At 62.9% G+C, this 16,803-nt stretch carries 17 protein-coding genes; 7 read left to right on the top strand and 10 right to left on the bottom strand.

Going from position 1 to position 16,803, the window contains the following annotated elements; translation table 11 throughout:
* Positions 1 to 26 precede the first annotated feature (26 nt).
* From ATC04_RS08950 to ATC04_RS08940, 3 genes are all read right to left on the bottom strand, one after another.
* Positions 27 to 887: an SDR family NAD(P)-dependent oxidoreductase gene (locus ATC04_RS08950; RefSeq protein ID WP_047119225.1), complete on the bottom strand. Its 861-nt coding sequence runs from the start codon at positions 885 to 887 to the stop codon at positions 27 to 29.
* Positions 888 to 1,082: 195 nt separating this feature from the next.
* Positions 1,083 to 2,438 (bottom strand): MFS transporter, encoded by a 1,356-nt coding sequence (locus ATC04_RS08945; protein WP_047119226.1) that lies wholly within the window; start codon positions 2,436 to 2,438, stop codon positions 1,083 to 1,085.
* Positions 2,439 to 2,683: 245 nt separating this feature from the next.
* Positions 2,684 to 3,511: an aldo/keto reductase gene (locus ATC04_RS08940; RefSeq protein WP_047119227.1), complete on the bottom strand. Its 828-nt coding sequence runs from the start codon at positions 3,509 to 3,511 to the stop codon at positions 2,684 to 2,686.
* 253 nt (positions 3,512 to 3,764) lie between these two features.
* On the opposite strand from ATC04_RS08940, the gene ATC04_RS08935 reads away from it, so the two are divergent.
* The 3 genes from ATC04_RS08935 to ATC04_RS08925 all read left to right on the top strand — a co-directional run bounded on the left by ATC04_RS08935 (position 3,765) and on the right by ATC04_RS08925 (position 6,105).
* Positions 3,765 to 4,850, top strand: coding sequence for an S-(hydroxymethyl)mycothiol dehydrogenase (locus tag ATC04_RS08935; RefSeq protein ID WP_047119228.1), 1,086 nt, complete (start codon positions 3,765 to 3,767; stop codon positions 4,848 to 4,850).
* On the top strand, positions 4,850 to 5,479 hold the full coding sequence (locus ATC04_RS08930; RefSeq protein WP_047119229.1) for an MBL fold metallo-hydrolase: 630 nt from the start codon (positions 4,850 to 4,852) through the stop codon (positions 5,477 to 5,479). Before ATC04_RS08935 ends, ATC04_RS08930 begins: the two co-directional genes overlap by 1 nt.
* A gap of 89 nt (positions 5,480 to 5,568) precedes the next feature.
* Positions 5,569 to 6,105 (top strand): hypothetical protein, encoded by a 537-nt coding sequence (locus ATC04_RS08925; RefSeq protein WP_047119230.1) that lies wholly within the window; start codon positions 5,569 to 5,571, stop codon positions 6,103 to 6,105.
* On the opposite strand, the gene ATC04_RS08920 is transcribed toward ATC04_RS08925, so the two are convergent.
* Complete coding sequence (locus tag ATC04_RS08920) at positions 6,102 to 6,827, bottom strand: SOS response-associated peptidase (RefSeq protein WP_047119231.1); 726 nt, start codon at positions 6,825 to 6,827, stop codon at positions 6,102 to 6,104. The two genes, ATC04_RS08925 and ATC04_RS08920, sit on opposite strands and share 4 nt — an antisense overlap.
* 120 nt (positions 6,828 to 6,947) lie before the next feature.
* Here ATC04_RS08920 and ATC04_RS08915 point away from each other — a divergent pair, with 120 nt between their 5' ends.
* The gene (locus ATC04_RS08915) at positions 6,948 to 7,226 is read left to right on the top strand and encodes a mycoredoxin (protein ID WP_047119232.1); all 279 of its coding nucleotides are present in this window, start codon (positions 6,948 to 6,950) and stop codon (positions 7,224 to 7,226) included.
* A gap of 54 nt (positions 7,227 to 7,280) precedes the next feature.
* Here ATC04_RS08915 and ATC04_RS08910 read toward each other — a convergent pair whose 3' ends face one another.
* A complete protein-coding gene (locus ATC04_RS08910) occupies positions 7,281 to 8,027 on the bottom strand; it encodes a lipoate--protein ligase family protein (protein ID WP_183043098.1) in 747 nt (248 codons plus the stop codon).
* A 119-nt stretch (positions 8,028 to 8,146) separates the two neighbouring features.
* On the opposite strand from ATC04_RS08910, the gene ATC04_RS08905 reads away from it, so the two are divergent.
* On the top strand, positions 8,147 to 8,755 hold the full coding sequence (locus tag ATC04_RS08905) for a uridine kinase (RefSeq protein WP_082123907.1): 609 nt from the start codon (positions 8,147 to 8,149) through the stop codon (positions 8,753 to 8,755).
* Here the strand turns inward: ATC04_RS08905 and ATC04_RS08900 are convergent.
* Complete coding sequence (locus tag ATC04_RS08900; RefSeq protein ID WP_047119235.1) at positions 8,752 to 9,570, bottom strand: thioesterase family protein; 819 nt, start codon at positions 9,568 to 9,570, stop codon at positions 8,752 to 8,754. The two genes, ATC04_RS08905 and ATC04_RS08900, sit on opposite strands and share 4 nt — an antisense overlap.
* Before the next feature lie 92 nt (positions 9,571 to 9,662).
* Complete coding sequence (locus ATC04_RS08895) at positions 9,663 to 10,238, bottom strand: helix-turn-helix transcriptional regulator (protein WP_047119236.1); 576 nt, start codon at positions 10,236 to 10,238, stop codon at positions 9,663 to 9,665.
* A gap of 72 nt (positions 10,239 to 10,310) precedes the next feature.
* On the opposite strand from ATC04_RS08895, the gene ATC04_RS08890 reads away from it, so the two are divergent.
* Entirely contained in the window at positions 10,311 to 11,246 is a 936-nt protein-coding gene (locus tag ATC04_RS08890; protein ID WP_047119237.1) for an NAD(P)/FAD-dependent oxidoreductase, read from the top strand.
* A gap of 760 nt (positions 11,247 to 12,006) precedes the next feature.
* Positions 12,007 to 12,210, top strand: a complete 204-nt coding sequence (locus ATC04_RS08885; protein ID WP_013349123.1) for a cold-shock protein — start codon at positions 12,007 to 12,009, stop codon at positions 12,208 to 12,210.
* 106 nt (positions 12,211 to 12,316) lie between these two features.
* Here ATC04_RS08885 and ATC04_RS08880 read toward each other — a convergent pair whose 3' ends face one another.
* From ATC04_RS08880 to ATC04_RS08870, 3 genes are all read right to left on the bottom strand, one after another.
* Positions 12,317 to 13,555 carry an MFS transporter gene (locus ATC04_RS08880; protein ID WP_231735947.1) on the bottom strand — a complete coding sequence of 413 codons (1,239 nt, stop codon included), beginning with the start codon at positions 13,553 to 13,555 and terminating at the stop codon, positions 12,317 to 12,319.
* A gap of 105 nt (positions 13,556 to 13,660) precedes the next feature.
* Complete coding sequence (locus tag ATC04_RS08875) at positions 13,661 to 14,266, bottom strand: TetR/AcrR family transcriptional regulator (RefSeq protein ID WP_047119239.1); 606 nt, start codon at positions 14,264 to 14,266, stop codon at positions 13,661 to 13,663.
* Positions 14,259 to 16,649, bottom strand: coding sequence for a PEP/pyruvate-binding domain-containing protein (locus ATC04_RS08870; RefSeq protein WP_060617008.1), 2,391 nt, complete (start codon positions 16,647 to 16,649; stop codon positions 14,259 to 14,261). The genes ATC04_RS08875 and ATC04_RS08870 overlap by 8 nt, the downstream gene beginning before the upstream one ends.
* Positions 16,650 to 16,803: the final 154 nt, after the last annotated feature.

Here is a 16,803-nt window from a genome sequence, read left to right as displayed (position 1 = left end):
ATTTCGGGCGGGTGTTCGGTTGGGGTTCAGCCGATGACTGCGTCGGAAAACACCGGCGGGTTTCCAAGCATGGGGCGGTGGGAGACCGGCTGCGCACCGTTCACGTCCTGCACCCCCAGTTCCGCGGCCACTTCCGCGGCGATCAGCACCTGGCCGCTGCGCTGCATCAACTGCGGGTCGCGGTGCAGCGCGTCGATGACCCGGCCGGGGAATTCCGGGGATTCGGCGGTGGCTTCCAGGTCCCCGTACTGCTCCGGGCTTTTCGCCAGCTCGGCCAGGGTGCGCTCGGTCTTCAGCATCCCCATCCACAGGGAGAGAACGGCGACGCCGTGCGGCTTGAAGTCCACGGCCATGTCGCTGGCCATCTTGTCCACGGCGGCCTTGCCGGCTCCGTAGGCCGGGCCGTGCATGTAGCAGGTGCCGCCGAAAGAGGAGGTGTTCACCACCAGGCCGCCGCCGGCGATCAGCAGCGGCGCGGCGTAGTAGCTGGCGACGTAGCTGGAGCGTAGCCCAACGTTGAACACCTGAAGCAGGTCCAAGGACTTCTCCCAGAACGCTCCGGTGAGCGTCAGCTCCGCCGGGACCGCGTAGGCGTTGTTGACCAGGATGTCGATGGCCCCGTCTTCGGCGGCGATGCGTTCGAAGAGCGCCTTCACCTGGGTGTCGTCGGTGTGGTCGAGCACCACCGGCACGCCGATCCCGCCGCGGGCGGCGATTTCCCCGGCGGTGGCGAAAACGGTCCCCGGCAGCGGGGCCTCGCCTTCGGTGGTGGTGCGCCCGGTGACGTAGACCTTGGTCCCGGCTTCGCCCAGCGCCAGCGCGATCCCCTTGCCAGCCCCGCGGCTGGCTCCGGTGACAACTGCGACGCGTCGGGTTTTCTGGGTCATCGATTTCCTCCCGTGATTCTGGCGCGCCCGAGGTCCCGGGCGCGCGTGGCTCGATTACATCCCGCCCGCGCGCCGCCGAAATCCGCTTGTCCCGCTGAACGGGACGGGCCGCCATGCCGCCCCGGTGGCACGAAGGCCCGGAACCAGCCGGTCGACGACCAGCGGATTCCGGGCCCTTGGCAGGAGACGGAGGTTCTACTCCACCCGGTTGCCCAGCTCGTGCAGCGGGGTCTTGAAGGTTTCGCGGGCCCAGATGGCTCCGATGGCCGCCACGATGGAGGATCCGGCAACGATCCAGGCCGCCGGGCCGTAGTTGGCAGGGATCCCGCCGACCAGCACGGTGGCGATCATCGGGGTGAACCCGGCGCACAGGATGCCCACCTGCAGGCCGATGGCGACACCCGAGTAGCGGACCTTGACGTGGAACAGCTCGGAGAACCAGGCCGGGTAGATCGCGTTGGACACCGCGTAGCTGCCGGCGGTGATCGCGATGCTCAGCAGGAAGACCAGCGCGATGTTGGAGGTGGAGATCGCCCAGAAGTACACCCAGATCAGCACGCCGGAAGACAGGATGCCCGTGATGAAGATCGGGCGGCGGCCGAAGCGGTCCGAGAGGTAGGCGCTCAGCGGCTGGGTGAAGATCGCCAGCACGTTGCCCACGATGCTGACCACCAGCATAGTGGCCGCGGGGATGCCCACGCTGACCGCGTAGGCCAGGCCGAAGGCCTGCATCAGGGTGTTGGTGACGCATTGGAAGGACATCAGCGAGACCTGGAAGAACTGCGCCGGGTGGGTCTTGAGCATCAGCAGGAACGGCAGCTTCTCCTTGGCGTCGCCGGCCTGCGCCTTGACCTCGTCCTCGAAGACTTCAGGCTCCTCGAGCGAGCGGCGCACCAGCATGGCCACGATCATGACGACCACCGAGAGCAGGAAGGGAACACGCCAGCCCCACGACATCCTGGCGGTTTCCTCCATCGCGGCGACCGGGATGAATGCCAGCGAGGCCAGCACGATGCCCGCCGAGATCCCGCTCATGGCGAAGGACGGGAAGAAACCGCGCCGCCCCACCGGGGATTCCTCCATGGTCAGGGTCGAGGACCCCGCCGTCTCTGCGCCGGCGGACAGGCCCTGGACCAGCCGCAGGGACACCAGCAGGGCCGGGGCCAGGTAGCCGGCCTGCGCGAAGTTCGGCAGCAGGCCGATCGCGAAGGTCGACCCTCCCATCAGCATCAGGGTCAGCACCAGCGTGTTCTTACGCCCCAGTCGGTCGCCCAGGTGGCCGAACACGATGGCCCCGAATGGGCGGGCCACGTAGGCGACGCCGAAGGTGGCGAACGAGGCCATGAGGGTAATCGTGGGATCCCCCGCCGGGAAGAAGATATGCGAGAAGATCAGCGACGCGGCGGTCGCATAGATGAAGAAGTCGTAGTACTCCAGCATGCCTCCGAGGAACGCGGCCAGCGCCGCTTTCTTCGCCCGCTTCATCCGGTAGCTCTGCTCGACACGCGAGAGATCTGTACCGACAACTGCGCTGCTCTGGTCAATCGCCATGGGGAACCTCCAAGTAACAAGAACCGATGTGCACGCTATCCGAACAGTGGTACGTTTTGCGCACACTTGAGTGTACTCCTGCGTGATCCGCAACACCTAGGGAAATTCCAAAGAAAATTCGCCGATCCGAAAATCTCCCGCAGGCGCTCGGTGCCTTGCAGGTCAACGGCGATTTGCCGTGTGCAGGCCCCGTTAACGCGGCAAAGGGCCGCCCCGAGGGGCGCCCCTGGTCTGCGCGAGGGAGGTTAGTGGCCGAAGGAATCCGCATCCAGGCGCGGGCCGGCACCGGTATCCAGCGCATCGATCGCCGCCAGCTGCTGCCCGGTCAGGGAGAAGTCGAAAACATCAAGGTTCTCGCGCTGCCGCACATCACTGGCGGACTTGGGCACCGCGATACGCTCCGAGTCCAAATGCCAGCGCAGCACCACCTGCGCCGGGGTCTTGCCATACTGCTCCGCCGCTTCGGTGATCGCCGGGTGGGACAGGAAATCCCCGGCACGGCCCAGCGGGCTGTAGGCGGCGGTGGCCAGCCGATGTTTCGCGTGGGCTTGAAGCTGCCCGCGTTGCAGGTGCTCGGGGTCGACCTGCACCTGGTTCAGCGCCGGGCGCAGCCCCGCATCATAAACGGCCTGCAGGTGCGCCGGCTTGAAGTTGGACACGCCCCAGGCGCGCAGCTTGCCTGCCTGCACCAGTTCCTCCAGCCCGTGGCAGGCCTCGACAAAGGCACCTTGCTGCGGATTGGGCCAGTGCACCAGATACAAGTCCAGGTAATCCAACCCCATCAGCTCGCAGGCGCGCTCGTAGGCGGCGGCCACGCCGTCGCGCGAGTGGTCCTCCTTGTTGAACTTGCTGGTCACCCACAGCGCCTCGCGCCCCACCCCGGCCCGCGCGATGCCCTCGCCGACCGCCTGCTCGTTGCCGTAGTTCGCCGCGGTGTCCACGTGGCGGTAGCCGTTGCCCAGCGCCCGGGCCACCGCATCAGCCGCTTCCTCGCCGGTCAGCGGCCAGGTGCCCAGCCCGATGGCCGGAATCCGCAACCCCGGCGCCAACTCGATCGTGTGCTGTTCCTGCATTCCTACTCCCTCGTCCCTGACCTGCGCTTATCGCCTTGGCTAATCCATTCAAGTATTAAGCGGCCGCCGCGCAAAAGTCCACGACCAAACACGTCAGCGACTATGTAGGATTCCGGGACAATCGGCGAATCGGCCGCACAGCGCATCCATCCCGCGCCACACTTGGTCATTTGGCGCGCGGCTCCTAGATTCCCGTCTGCCGCACCGATAGCATCGGGTCAGAAGCACAATCCACCACAAGGAGCTCACTGACATGTCCCACAAGGTCAAAGCGGTCATTTCCCGCGCCAAAGACGCCCCGGTCGAGGTTGTCGACATCATCGTTCCGGATCCGGGACCGGGAGAGGTCGTGGTCGACGTGCTGACCACCGGCGTGTGCCATACCGACCTGCACTACAAGCTCGGCGGCATTGGTGACGACTACCCCTACCTGCTGGGCCACGAGTCCACTGCCGTGGTCAGCCAGATCGGCGAGAACGTCACCAACGTCAAGGTCGGCGACCGCGTCATCCTGAACTGGCGCGCGGTCTGTGGCCAGTGCCGCGCCTGCGCCAAGGGCGAGCCGAAGTACTGCTTCAACACCTTCAACGCCACCCAGAAGATGACCCTGGAAGACGGCACCGAACTGTCCCCTGCGCTGGGCATCGGATCCTTCGCCGAAAAGACCCTGGTCCACTCCGGGCAGTGCACCATCGTGGACGAGGACGCTGATCCGGCGGCCGTGGGCCTGCTGGGCTGCGGCATTATGGCCGGTATCGGCGCGGCCATCAACACCGGAGAGATCAAGCGCGGGGAATCCGTGGCGGTCATCGGCTGCGGCGGCGTGGGCTCGGCGGCCATCGCCGGCGCCCAGCTGGCCGGGGCTACCACCATCATCGCGGTGGACGTCAACCAGGACAAGCTGGAAACCGCCAAGCGCTTCGGCGCCACCCACACCGTGAACTCCGCCCAGGTGGACGCGGTCACCGCGATCCAGGAGCTCACCGGCGGCTTCGGCGCCGACGTGGTCATCGACGCGGTGGGCCGCCCGGAAACCTACAAGCAGGCCTTCTACGCCCGCGACCTGGCCGGGCGCGTGGTGCTGGTGGGCGTGCCGACCCCGGAGATGACCCTTGAGCTGCCGCTGCTGGATGTCTTCGGCCGCGGCGGTTCGCTGAAGAGCTCCTGGTACGGCGACTGCCTGCCGAGCCACGACTTCCCGATGCTGGTCCAGCAGTACAAGCTCGGCCGTCTGGACCTGGACTCCTTCGTCACCGAGCGCATCGGCATCAACGACGTCGAGGCAGCCTTCGACAAGATGCACGAGGGCACCGTGCTGCGATCGGTGGTGGAAATCTAGTGGCCGCGCGCATCGAGAACATCGTCACCTCCGGCACCTTCAGCCTGGACGGCGGCACCTGGGAGGTGGACAACAACGTCTGGCTCATCGGGGACGACGCCGAGGTCATCGTGATCGACCCGGCCCACGACCCGCAGGCCATCCGCGAGGCCATCGGCAAGCGCGAGGTGATGGCGGTGCTGCTCACCCACGGGCACGACGACCACATCCGCGCCGCCGCGCAGTTCTCCGACGAGGTCGACGCCCCGCTGTTCCTGAACCCCGAAGACCAGATGCTCTGGGACGCGGTGTACCCGGAGCGCGATATCGACGCGGAAATCCACGAAGGCGACAGCTTCACCGTCGCCGGGACCACCTTGACAGCCCTGCACACCCCGGGGCACTCGCCGGGATCCACCTGCTTCTACTCGGAGGACCTGGGGGTGCTGTTCAGCGGCGACACCCTGTTCAACGGCGGGCCCGGCGCCACCGGGCGCAGCTACTCGAGCTTCGAGACGATCATCGACTCGATCCGCTCCAAGCTGCTGACCCTGCCGGCGGAAACCGTGGTCAACACCGGCCACGGCGCCGCCACCACCATCGGCGACGAAGCGCCGAACCTGGATGAGTGGATCGCCCGCGGGCACTAGCCCCATAGCGGTGCGCAACGCTGAGCCCAAGCCGGGGTGGAATGAGCAATTCCATCCCGGCTTGGGCTTTCGTGTGGAATGATGAACCCATGCCTGAATCCTCTGCCCGCGTGCGCTCGGCGAAAATCCCCGGCTGGATCGGAACGCTGTCCATCCTGGCCGGCAGCGTGCTGCTCTGGCGCGACATCCAAGCCGAGTACCTGCTGTATTCCGGCGGCACCGAACCGCAACCGGTCGACACGTTTTCCATCGGCCCCTCCTTGCTGCAGGTCTCCGGCGAGCTGCTGCTGGCCTTGGGTTTCGGGGCGCTGTGCCTGAGCCTGGGACTGATCCTGGCACGCCGCATGCTCAAAAGCAGGAAGCACACGCTCACCACGCGCATCATCTGGCTCGCCGGGCTGCTGGTGCTGGCCGGCGGAACCGGCCTGCTGATCTGGGATGCGCTGCAGGTCAAGAGCTTCGGCTGGTTCGCCTACGCGCCGCTGGACAACAGCGCTTTCTCCCCCGCCCCCTGGGTGACAGGGACGCAGATCCTCGGCAAGCTGCTCAGCGCGCTGGGCCTGGGGGCCATCGGCCTGGGCTTCGGGCTGCATGCGGGAGCGCGCTCCCGGAGCGCGGACTCCTAGAACAGCGAGCGATGCGGTTCGATCAGCTCCGGGCCGTCGTTGCGCACGTTTCCCACCGCTGGATCCACCTCGTGCATGGTCCAGGTCGAGGCCACGTCGAAGGCCTCAGACCGGATCTGCTCGATCAGCCCTTCGCCGTCCTCCTGCTCCGGATCCAGCCAGCGTGCCATCATTTCCCGATCCAGCGGAATCGGCAGGCGGTCGTGGAGCCCGGCCAACTCGCCGAGCACCCCCGGCTCTTCGCTCGATGGCGAATCCATGGTCATGATCGAGGTGGACAGGATCCAGCTTCCATCCTTGTCCTTCCACCATTCGTACAGCCCTGCGAAGAAGATCAGCTTGCCGTCCTCTCGGTGCACGAAGAAGGGGCGCTTCTTGCTGCCTTCCTTCTTCCACTCGTAATAGCCCTGCACTGGCACCGCGGCCCTGCGCTTCTTGACCGCCGAACGGAACGTCGGCTTGGAGGAGGCGGTTTCGCTGCGCGCGTTGAAGGCGCGCACCCCCACCGACAGCTCCTTGGCCCAGCCGGGAACCAGGCCCCAGCGGGCCACATGGACCTGGCGGTGCAGCTGCCCGTCGATCATCCGCTCGAGCACCACCGGCACGTCGGTGGTCGGCGCGACGTTCCACGACTGGCGAAGCTCAAGGTTGGCGTCCGCCTCCGCTTCCGCCTCGGCAACCAGGTCGCCGATGGCCTTGGCCATGACGTAGCGTCCGCACATGATGAACCCCCGCAGATTTGTTCGAATTTTGTTCCCAGTGTAGTCCGACGAGCGGCGGAAAACAGTGGTGGCAGCCGGGTCAGGCGGAACAAACGGGCAGGTCGCGTGGTTACATGAAGTATGAGCAACGAATTGAACCTTGAGAAGTACGTTCCTGCCGCCGGCGGAGTCACCATGTTCACCACCAGCTGGTGCGGCTACTGCCGCAACCTGAAGCGCCTGATGGACCAGAAGGGCGTGGCCTACACCGAGGTGAATATCGAAGAGGTCGAGGGCACCGCGCAGATCGTCGAGTCGTTCAACAACGGCAACCAGACCGTCCCGACCCTGATCTTCCCCGACGGCACCGCTGCAACCAACCCGCGCATCGAGGAAGTCGTCGAGCGCGTCGGAGCGTAGTTTCGCCTTAAATGCACAGTTCCCGGAACCTTGAGGGTTCCGGGAACATCGTGTTTAACCGGCCGTCTGCTCCGGGACGGCGACATGCTCCCGGTATTCGGCCAGCAGCGCCTCGATGAAGGTTTCGGTCGTGAGCCCTGGCGCCAGGTCGTCACCGGCACCCACCGTCGCGGGATTCATCGGGACTTCCATGGCCTGGTAGACGGCATCCAGCACGCGTCGCAGAGGCTCGGAATTCTCCACCACGAAAACGCTGGAGAACAGCCAAGCTCCGGAAATCACCCGCTGCGCGGTGCCCACCAGCTTGACCGCATGCCCGATCGCGGAGCCAGCCCCAGGCACTCCGTGCACCGAATGGTCCCCGACGCAGTACTCGCCGTCGATCGGCCCTACCTCGGCTTGAACCCCGGCCCTGCGGAATGCATCGGCATAGAGCCGGGCGAAAATCTCGAACCGCTGCTGCTGGTGCATGATCGCTTCGGCCTGCGGCTCGATATGGTCGACGATCAAGGTGCCACGGTGGTAGGCGGCTGCCCGGCCGCCCGCCTTGCGCACCAACGGTGCAAATCCCTGGTTCGCGGCCGCCCGGCTGGCCAGCTCGAAGCCCGGGAGGCGAACATCACGCTGGCCGAACGCCAAGGTGGGGTCCGGCCGGTACAGGCGCAGCAGCGGCCCGCGCTCACCGGACTGGACTTCGCGCAACAGCTGCACCCCGCGCTCCAGATCAGCACCGGGATCTCCGCTGGGTTCCTCGCGCAGCAAGGTCAACGGAGCATCAGATTGGCGATTCCACAAGGTCATGGTCATGAGTCTAATTCAGCCGGCGAAGCCGCTTCGAACGTATGACGCCCAGTCACCGGCTGGGTGAGGTGAGGGTGAAAATTACTGGGCGTTGGACGCAGTAGGACATAATTGGTCGTGTGCCTTCTTCATCTACACCAGTAATTCTCATCGGCGGACCCTCAGGCTCAGGCAAGTCATACCTTGCAGCTCGGTTCGGAAATCCGCATCTTCCACTCGATGAGTTCTACCGCCAGCTTTCCGAAGACGGGCACCCCGAGGCATTCCCCCGCACTCCCTACGGAGAAGTCGACTGGGACCACCCGGGCACCTGGAACATGGACGCAGCGTTGAAGGCAGTCAACGAGCTATTGGAATCGGACAGCACCATGGTGCCGAACTACTCCATCTCCACCTCAAGCTACGACGGGCATCGAAAGATCTGCGGCAATGGCGGCCCCATCATCGCGGAAGGGATCTTCCTCTCGGAAATCCTCGAGCCGCTACGCGCCCAGGGAATCGATGTCCAGGCCTACTACGTCGACGAGCCGGCGCTGCTGACGACGATCCGCCGCTTCGTCAGGGACGTCTCCCAGCGCCGCAAGCCGCTGCTGTTCCTCATCAAGCGAGGCTATGCGCTCTTCAAGTCGCATGCCTCCGACAGGGAAAACTACCGGGCCAAGGGATTCACGATCATGCCGAAGCCCCAGCTGAAGAAGCTGCTGGCAAACCTCAGCCCGGTTTCCTAGCGCGAGCGGACCGTTAGGATCTGCTCTGCTCGTCCGAACGGCCCGCTTTCATCGTGCAGAACCGTCGAGGTCAGCCCAATGCCATCGGTGCCGTAGCTTTGCTGTGCCTCCAGCCCCAGCCATTCTCCCGCCGGGGCACGGTACATGTGGATCTGCAGATCGAGGTTCGGGAACATCCACTCGCCGGCGCCGGGTTCCACCCGCGGAGCGACACCATTGGCGGTGTCGACAAGCCCAATCAGGCGGGACATCGACGAGGCATTGTGGACGTCCACCAGATCGTAGGGAGTGCGCAGCCAGGCAAGCCCCTTTCCCTTGCGGCGACCCTCAGCGGCACGCATTTCAACGGACTTGATGTATCCCCCGGGCCAGAGCTTTGAAATCTCCAACGCTTCGCAGTCCTGCGGCCCAACCACCGGTGCATCCTCAACACCCGCAACAGCCGAGGAGTCCCCGGTAATCACGCGCCAAGCCTGCGCAACAATGCTCGTCCGGCCCTTGGCCTTCATTTCGGCTTCGATCAATTCGATCGTCCGGCCCGGGCGCACCATGCGCGTGGTGATCTCGAATTCGCCGGCATGGATCAGGCCATGGATTTCAAAGCTCAGTCGCGCAATGCGCATGTCGCTTCGAGGCTGGAACTGCTCCAGTTCATGCGCCATGATCCCCGAAGCCGGCGCCATGTGCTGCTCGTGCGCATTCCACGCACCCTGGGCATGCCACGAAGAACGGTAGCGCCCCTCGCCCAGCGACTCGAAGTAGAAGTCCCCCGACGCAAGAATCTTGTCCAGGTCCTCGGTGAGCTGATGCGTCATTGCTGCCCTCCAGGCATGTTCGCGCGGATGTGTCGTTGATCCCAGCGTATCCAATGGGTGAGCCAAACCACTAAATCATCCACCACGCCGGATCAGCTCGGTCGATCACCGTGATGCGCTCGCCGGCCTTCGTGATCCATGATGCTGAGAATTTCAGCAACCCCGTTCACTGCCCAGATGACGTGCGGGGTCAACGTGTCGAATTGGGCCGCTTGCCCGGCGACGACGTGGTAGGTTCTTTCGCCGAGCTTCAACTGCACTTCGCCGGAGAGCACAGTGAACCATTCCTTGCCCTGATGGATCCTAGCCTCGCTGGGCGCCGGGGCGGTCGCGGAGTCATAGCGGATTTTCGACACCGTCACGCCGTTGACCGCATCCTCATTCGTCAGTTTCCAAATGGTCATTCCCGGCAGGTCAACTGGCTCGGGCCTGATGACGACGTCTTCCCCGGCCGTCGCCACCAATTCGTCAAGCGTGGCGCCCAGGGCGCGGGCGATGGGCACCAGCTGGTCCAAGGCGATACGCCGAGAGCCGGTTTCGATGCGGCTCAGTGTTGAGACGCTGAGCTTCGCCTTGGTTGCCAAGGACTCCAAGGACCAGCCCCGGCTTTGCCGCAGCGCGCGAATCCGCTGGCGAATCGTGCTGTCCACATCAAGTTCTTGCGTCATACGCAAAACAATACTCCTAGGAAGCAATTTCTCTCTACGGTAGTTCTCACAACCACCCGAAAGGACACAGCAATGGAACACTACGACGCAATCATCATCGGTGGTGGCGGCGCTGGACTTGCAGCGGCGGTAGCGTTGGGGCGTTCTCGCCGGACGGTTTTAGTCATCGACACGAACCAGCCGCGAAATGCTCGCGCATCACACGCCCATAACGTCTTGGGCCAAGAAGGAAACAGCCCGCAGCATCTCTTGGAGCTCGGGCGAAGCGAAGCCGAACACTACGGCGCACGGATCGTCCACGAGGAGGCGGAGCGCCTGACCGGATCCGTCGAGGACGGATTCACCGTCAAAACCGGCGCCAGCGAGTACTCCGCCTCGCGCATCGTGCTGGCCACCGGACTCACCGACAACCTTGCAGAGATCCCAGGGTTGCGCGAAGCCTGGGGCATCTCCGCCATCCACTGCGCGTACTGCCACGGATGGGAGGTGCGGGATCAGGCAGTCGCCGTTTTGGGGGTCGGTCCCATGAGCACCCACCAGGCCCTACTGTTCGCACAACTCAGCAGCCACGTGGTATTCATCAACCACCAGCCAGATGTTCTTTCCGAGGAAAACCGGGCAACACTTGAAAAGCTGGGTGTGCCAATCCTGGAGCGCAGGATTGCGAAGCTTCGAGTGGACGGCGACGGGCAGCTCAAAGGCGTTGAGCTGAGCAACGGCGATCTGGTTAAGGCCCAAGCAGCCGTTGTAGCCAGCAGAATGAATGCCAATGCAGACCTATACCAGCAGCTCGGCGGCAGGTTGCAAGAGCATCCTCTGGGCACGTTTATCCAGGTAAGCGAAATGGGGCTAACGGGTATTCCCGGGGTCTACGCAGCTGGCAACGCAGTGAACTTGGGCGCCATGGTCATGGCCGCGGCTGCATCTGGCACCATCGCTGGAGCGGCACTCAACGCAGACCTTGCCATGGCGAGCATTAGTTCGGAGCCGAGCAAAATACACTCCTAACGGCTACAGGTCTTGCGGTGGTTACACTCAGAGCAACCATCGCGAGGCCTTTGACGATCGAGTTGCTCGACGAAAAGTCGTGGAAATCGCCGAGTCCGCTCATGGCTCCTTCTTCCAACAAGTAATCTCTGAAGTTGCCGGGCACTTCACCAAATCTCATTACGAGCGGTCAATCGAGATCGCAGCCAGAACAGGCCTTGACACCCGCCCGTAACCGCCAGCAACCACACTCTGCTCCGGTCCCAGCGGTCCGTTAGGAAGGTCACGAAGACATCCTCGGCTCCAGATGGTAGAGTTATTGAGTTACCTCGGCGCTTGATGGTGTGACTCACCCGCCAGCAAGCGTTAGCAGTATGGATTTGTAGCACAGCCAACAAATCGTCTGTGCAGCACATATCGGCTGGTCAGATCCTGGATCAGATCAGCTCCTAACCGAAACGAATTCTTCATCTTCTCTTCTTCACTGCAAACTGGTTATCCAGACGCATCAGTGCGTCCGATGACAAACGATTCCGTGTTCTACTTCGATCGGACTGGTTCATCACCGTCCGTCTCCCGGAATCTCGCGGATAACTAATCCAGTGCAGCGACATCCGTTTTTGGCCGATACCGGCAAAATCAGTAATCGATCCCCCGTATCGACGGCAGGCGAATCGTTTCGGATGGCACTGCCCGAGGTAACCTCAAAAATTTCCGATTCGAATCTCCGGATCGGCACTCAGGCCACGCTGTGGCCAACCAATAATAAGGAAATAACACTATGGCCACTGGCACCGTGAAATGGTTCAACGCTGAAAAGGGCTTCGGCTTCATCGCTCCTTCGGATGGATCGGCTGATGTCTTCGCACACTACAGCGCTATCCAGAGCTTCGGATTCCGCAGCCTCGAAGAAGGCCAGACCGTTGAGTACACCCTGGAAGCCGGTCCAAAGGGCCCACAGGCAACCAACATTCAGGCCCGCTAAGAGTCTTTGAAATAACGGCGTGGACTTCATCATTTGATGAAGTCCACGCCGTTATTGTTTTCAGGCCCGTCCCCCCGGCTCAGCGGGCCGGAGGCTTCGCACCAGTCTAGAGAGCCACGCGTTGGCTCGACTTCAGTGCATCGCGATTGGCAAAAATCACGACTACTGCCAGAGCCAACAGCAGCAGCGCCAACCCGTGGAACCCGAAGAGCGCCAGCAGAGGCCCCGCGCTGAGGCCACCCAGTGCACCGGCGAGGTTCATCAGCAGGTCGCTGGTGCCCTGGAGACTGGTGCGTTCGTGAATCGGCGCAGCTGCCGAAACCATGGTCGAGCCCGCCACCGTAGAGGCGGACCAGCCCAGGCCCAGCAACGCCAAGGCAACAGTCACCACGACGTGGTCCTCCGGGTTGAACCAGACGAAGAGGCTCGACCCGATCAGCAGGACTTGCCCCATCAGTGCAACACGAGACCCGCCGAGCCGGTCAGTGAGCCAGCCGAAGAGCGGCGACAGCGCGTACATGCCCAGCACGTGAAGCGAAATGGTGAATCCGATGAGCGTCAGCGTTGCCCCATGGTGCTGCATGTGCACGGGGGTCATGGACATGAGCGCCACCATGTAGGCATGGCTCAGCGCAACGGTCACCACGGCCCGACGAGCCGCAGGCCTCTCACGCAGGAGATGGAAACCCCCGCCACGGCGCGCGACAGCCGGTACGCTACCGCTGTTTTGCTGCAGGGCGACCTTCATCGGGTCCGGCCGCAGCCCAAGGAGGTAAATGCTCATGCCAGCCAGCTGCGCCGCCATCGCAATCAAGAATCCTCCGGTATAGGCGGGCAGTCCCAATGCGGTGGACACTACTTCGCCTGGCGCGAAGAGGTTCGGACCGATCACGGCACCGATGGTTGTCGTCCACACCACCAAGGACAAATCCCGGCCCCTGGTCTTCTCGTCCGACAGGTCGGTCGCAGCGAAACGCGATTGCAGGTTCATCGCCGAAGCGGTTCCCAGCACCAGCATTCCGAGGAATAGCAGCGGCACCAAATCAAGCATCGCCGAGGTGACGATCAGCAGCGAGCCGAGAACCGCGATCAAGGCGCCGGTGGAAAGCGAGATCCGGCGCCCAAAGCGGCGCGCCAGCATCGCCAATGGGATCGCCATGATCGCCGCACCGAGGGTGTTCATGGTCGCGGCCATGCCGGCCAGCGAGTCGAGGCCCGAAACATCAACGATGAGCAGGGAACCCAGTGTTATCGTTGCGCCGCCGCCGAGCCCTCCCAGTATCTGCCCCAGAGCGAGCACTGAAATAGACCGCCGGCGAATTGCGCGGATCTGAGGCTCGCTCAACTGCTCGGCTCTGGCATCTGACTTTGTAATGATTTCTCCTTGGTACGTCGCCCAGCTGGGTTCACCGTATTCTATAGCTTCGGGTGCATCGCCATGGCTGAGCGATTAGCTCGCGTGAGGCTCCCCGGGTTTCAGGGTCCACAGCGGTAAGGCGATCTGATCAACTAGTTCAACAATGAACCGGTCGGTAACCTTCCCAAAACTGATGAAACGCTGCTTGAACAGTTCGGTGGGGACCCGAAGCAGCAGTTCGGACGGGATCTCCGCCAGTTCCCCGCGCGCCTGAGCACGTTCAGCAACCAGATGCATCATGTTGGGGCCCATCCCCCACGACATGTCTGCCATGCTCGGCGCTTGTTCCGACAAACTCGCGATGACCAAGCCCCGCAACAGCTCGCCAATCGGTTCGTCGATCTGCGCTGCCATCGAGCGCAGCACCAGGAGCAAGTCTTGGCGAAGTGTTGCAGCCTGTTCCGGCAGGACCGGCATGACGGCTTTATGCGCCGCGACGGCCCGCACCAATTCAATCTTGTTCGGCCACCGCCGGTAGATGGACACCTTGGACGCAGAGGCCCGACGTGCCACTGCTTCAACGCTCAGGGCGGCGAATCCGGACTGCGCCAGCTCCAACGCCGCGGCATCGAGTATTGCAGTGACAAGTTGCTCCCCGCGCCGTCGTGGGCCTGATCGATAATCTTTCTGGTCAGCCATGTTCTGGCTCCAACACGAGACCACGGTCGCCGTCAACGATGATTTGCTGGCCATCGGCCAATACGGTGGTGGCGTTAGCGCATCCCATGACCGCTGGGATCCGGTATTCACGGGCAACGATAGCTGCGTGGGAGACGGCAGAACCGTGATTGACCACCACCGCCGCGGCCCGGGAGAACAACGGAGTCCACGACGGGTTGGTAGCAGGACAGACCAGGACTTCTCCGGGCAGCAGCTTTTCGAACTCTTCTGGAGAATTGATTATGCGAACGCTTCCGCTGGCCCTGCCTCCGCCGGAACCGGTGCCGTGCAGTAATGCCCCTGGCACCGGTGACAGATCGTAGAGGGTGGCTGGAGAAATCATCGGTGCACCGCCCAGCTCATCATGGCGCCGTCGACGGCCGGCCGCAATCTGGGCAAGTTGGCCACCGCTGAGTGCAGCGGCACCGGGCGCGCGGCGCAGGAGGTCATAGTTCACGAACCAGATATCTCCTGGGTCTTCCAAGGCCGAGGCATCGTGCAGTCGGCGCCCCATTTCATTGATGGCGGAGCGTACTGCCGGCATGGTCCGGGTGATTTCGAAATGCGTGTCTTCGCGCACGGAGATGAATCCACGCAGCCCCTTGACCCATCGTCTGATTCGCGGTTCCAGCCACCGGCTGCCAAGCAGCGGGTGGGATATCAGATTTTCCAAGGCGTCTATTTCCCCTCCTTCTGCGCCAGTTCCATCGATCAGCATGCGCAGCAGGTTGATTACCGGGGATGGGTCGGCTCCCCAGGTCGCTGCTCGCGGCAGCAGCAAGCTGGCTGATTCCCTGTGGCCGTAGCGAGCAAGAAATTCATCGATCTGGTCAGCGATTTCGTCCATGTGCGGTTGCGAGCGCAGCGCCTGGATTGTTGATTCTGGCTCCGTATCCCGCAGAAGCTGGGTGCCTCCGGGCATCTCGGCGATCAGTTTAGCAATACGTTGCAGATCGTCGTTGATTCGGTGGGTCTCGGTATCAGCAGTCACGCTCAGCGGCGCAAACTGCGACAGCTTTCCGGTTAACGCCAGTACCAGGATCAGCTTGATTCCCGCAGGGATCGCCTGGCGTAGGTATTTCACTCGCAGCTCAGTCACAAGTTGCATGCTGGTGGTGGCCCTACTTGGAATCTCCGACAGTTCCTTCCAGGACAGATCCGCCACTTGGAGTTCGTTGAGCTGTTGGCAGTTGCGCAGGTACTCGTCATACAAGGGATCTTTTCGCCACGATCCGCTCGGAGCTTTCTGCGTAAAGGCTTGAACGATTTTCCGCGGCGTTGCCGCTGATGGTTTCGGCGTGACGGGAATGAATTCGGTGACGACCCCGTTCTCGCGCTTCAACCATGCGGAGTAGTCCACACGAACCCCGGCGATTCCGTGCAGCATACCCGCGACCAATGGGGCGATGCCGGCATCGATCCATGCTTCGGTTTCCAAAATAGTGGGGCGCTGCGGCAGCAACTCGTAGAGCATCGGTGCGATTTTCCGTGCCAGCGGGCCGATATTGCGCGGGGCTGGAGGCAAGGCTGTCATCGGCCTGGCCTGCAAGATCAGGAGATCGCCATTGGCTACAGCCCATTCGATGTCCATGGGTCGGCCGAAACCTTCGCGGATGCGAACGCCGGCTTCCGCAATCTCGCGCAGTGTCTCCTCGGGAACCTGCTGGTTTTCCTCGGGAGTCTCATTTCTGGTTCCACCGTCGGAGTTCAGCTTGATGACAGGGCCGGCCAGCCCGGCTCGGCGCTCGATGATCCTCCCCTTGGAATCAATGACCGCCCGATCTGCGGTCACCATTCCCGAAACCACTGCTTCGCCCAAGCCCGGGTTAGATTCCACCACGATGTGGTCCCTGCCCCCGGTCACCGGATCAGCGGTGAACATCACCCCGGCGAAGTCTGCATCCACCATTGACTGAACCACGACGCCCATCGACATCACCGATTCATCGATCTTTCGCTCACTTCGATACGCTCGGGCGCGGTCGGAGTACAAGGAAGCCCAACAGTCTTCAACAGCCCGGAACAGCTGCCTCTCGCCCGAGATGCCCAGGTATGTCTCCTGTTGTCCGGCGAAAGCGGAACCCGGAAGGTCTTCTGCCGTCGCGCTGGAACGGACGGCAACCAAAGGGCTTCCTAGTTCTCGGTAAGCTGCTCCGATCACTTCGGCCAGTTTTGTTCCGCTGAGCGCGGTGGAGGAACCAGCCGACCGGAATTCTTCGTAGGCATCCGTCGTCACGACAAATCCCGGAGGCACGTTTTCCCCCAGCTTGATCAGTTCGCCCAAACCCGCGGCCTTGCCTCCGACGACATTCAGGTTGTCTTGGGAAGCTAATGCCAAAGGCAGGATCTGCGGTTTTTCCATGAGGCCATGCTACAGATTAGAGAACGATCCGTACACTACTTTTTAAGCTGAAGCTGTCGACAGAAATTTCTAAGCAAACTTACAAGGGAAGCCATGCAGCGTCTCGGGACCACAAGACGACAAAACCCGAACCCACGAAACGCGGGTTCGGGTT

It is taken from the genome of Arthrobacter sp. YC-RL1 (assembly GCF_001454985.1).
GTDB lineage: Bacteria > Actinomycetota > Actinomycetes > Actinomycetales > Micrococcaceae > Glutamicibacter > Glutamicibacter soli.
This window is presented reverse-complemented; position numbering and strand designations above follow the sequence as displayed.

Excerpts from the sequence above, each read along its gene's own strand:
- ATC04_RS08910 (WP_183043098.1), bottom strand. The coding sequence starts at position 8,027 with ATGACCTTGTGGAATCGCCAATCTGATGCTCCGTTGACCTTGCTGCGC.
- ATC04_RS08920 (WP_047119231.1), bottom strand. The coding sequence starts at position 6,827 with ATGTGCGGACGCTACGTCATGGCCAAGGCCATCGGCGACCTGGTTGCC.
- ATC04_RS08940 (WP_047119227.1), bottom strand. The coding sequence starts at position 3,511 with ATGCAGGAACAGCACACGATCGAGTTGGCGCCGGGGTTGCGGATTCCG.
- ATC04_RS08890 (WP_047119237.1), top strand. The coding sequence starts at position 10,311 with ATGGAACACTACGACGCAATCATCATCGGTGGTGGCGGCGCTGGACTT.
- ATC04_RS08900 (WP_047119235.1), bottom strand. The coding sequence starts at position 9,570 with ATGACGCATCAGCTCACCGAGGACCTGGACAAGATTCTTGCGTCGGGG.
- ATC04_RS08925 (WP_047119230.1), top strand. The coding sequence starts at position 5,569 with ATGCCTGAATCCTCTGCCCGCGTGCGCTCGGCGAAAATCCCCGGCTGG.
- ATC04_RS08915 (WP_047119232.1), top strand. The coding sequence starts at position 6,948 with ATGAGCAACGAATTGAACCTTGAGAAGTACGTTCCTGCCGCCGGCGGA.
- ATC04_RS08875 (WP_047119239.1), bottom strand. The coding sequence starts at position 14,266 with ATGGCTGACCAGAAAGATTATCGATCAGGCCCACGACGGCGCGGGGAG.
- ATC04_RS08935 (WP_047119228.1), top strand. The coding sequence starts at position 3,765 with ATGTCCCACAAGGTCAAAGCGGTCATTTCCCGCGCCAAAGACGCCCCG.
- ATC04_RS08945 (WP_047119226.1), bottom strand. The coding sequence starts at position 2,438 with ATGGCGATTGACCAGAGCAGCGCAGTTGTCGGTACAGATCTCTCGCGT.
- ATC04_RS08950 (WP_047119225.1), bottom strand. The coding sequence starts at position 887 with ATGACCCAGAAAACCCGACGCGTCGCAGTTGTCACCGGAGCCAGCCGC.
- ATC04_RS08895 (WP_047119236.1), bottom strand. The coding sequence starts at position 10,238 with ATGACGCAAGAACTTGATGTGGACAGCACGATTCGCCAGCGGATTCGC.
- ATC04_RS08885 (WP_013349123.1), top strand. The coding sequence starts at position 12,007 with ATGGCCACTGGCACCGTGAAATGGTTCAACGCTGAAAAGGGCTTCGGC.
- ATC04_RS08870 (WP_060617008.1), bottom strand. The coding sequence starts at position 16,649 with ATGGAAAAACCGCAGATCCTGCCTTTGGCATTAGCTTCCCAAGACAAC.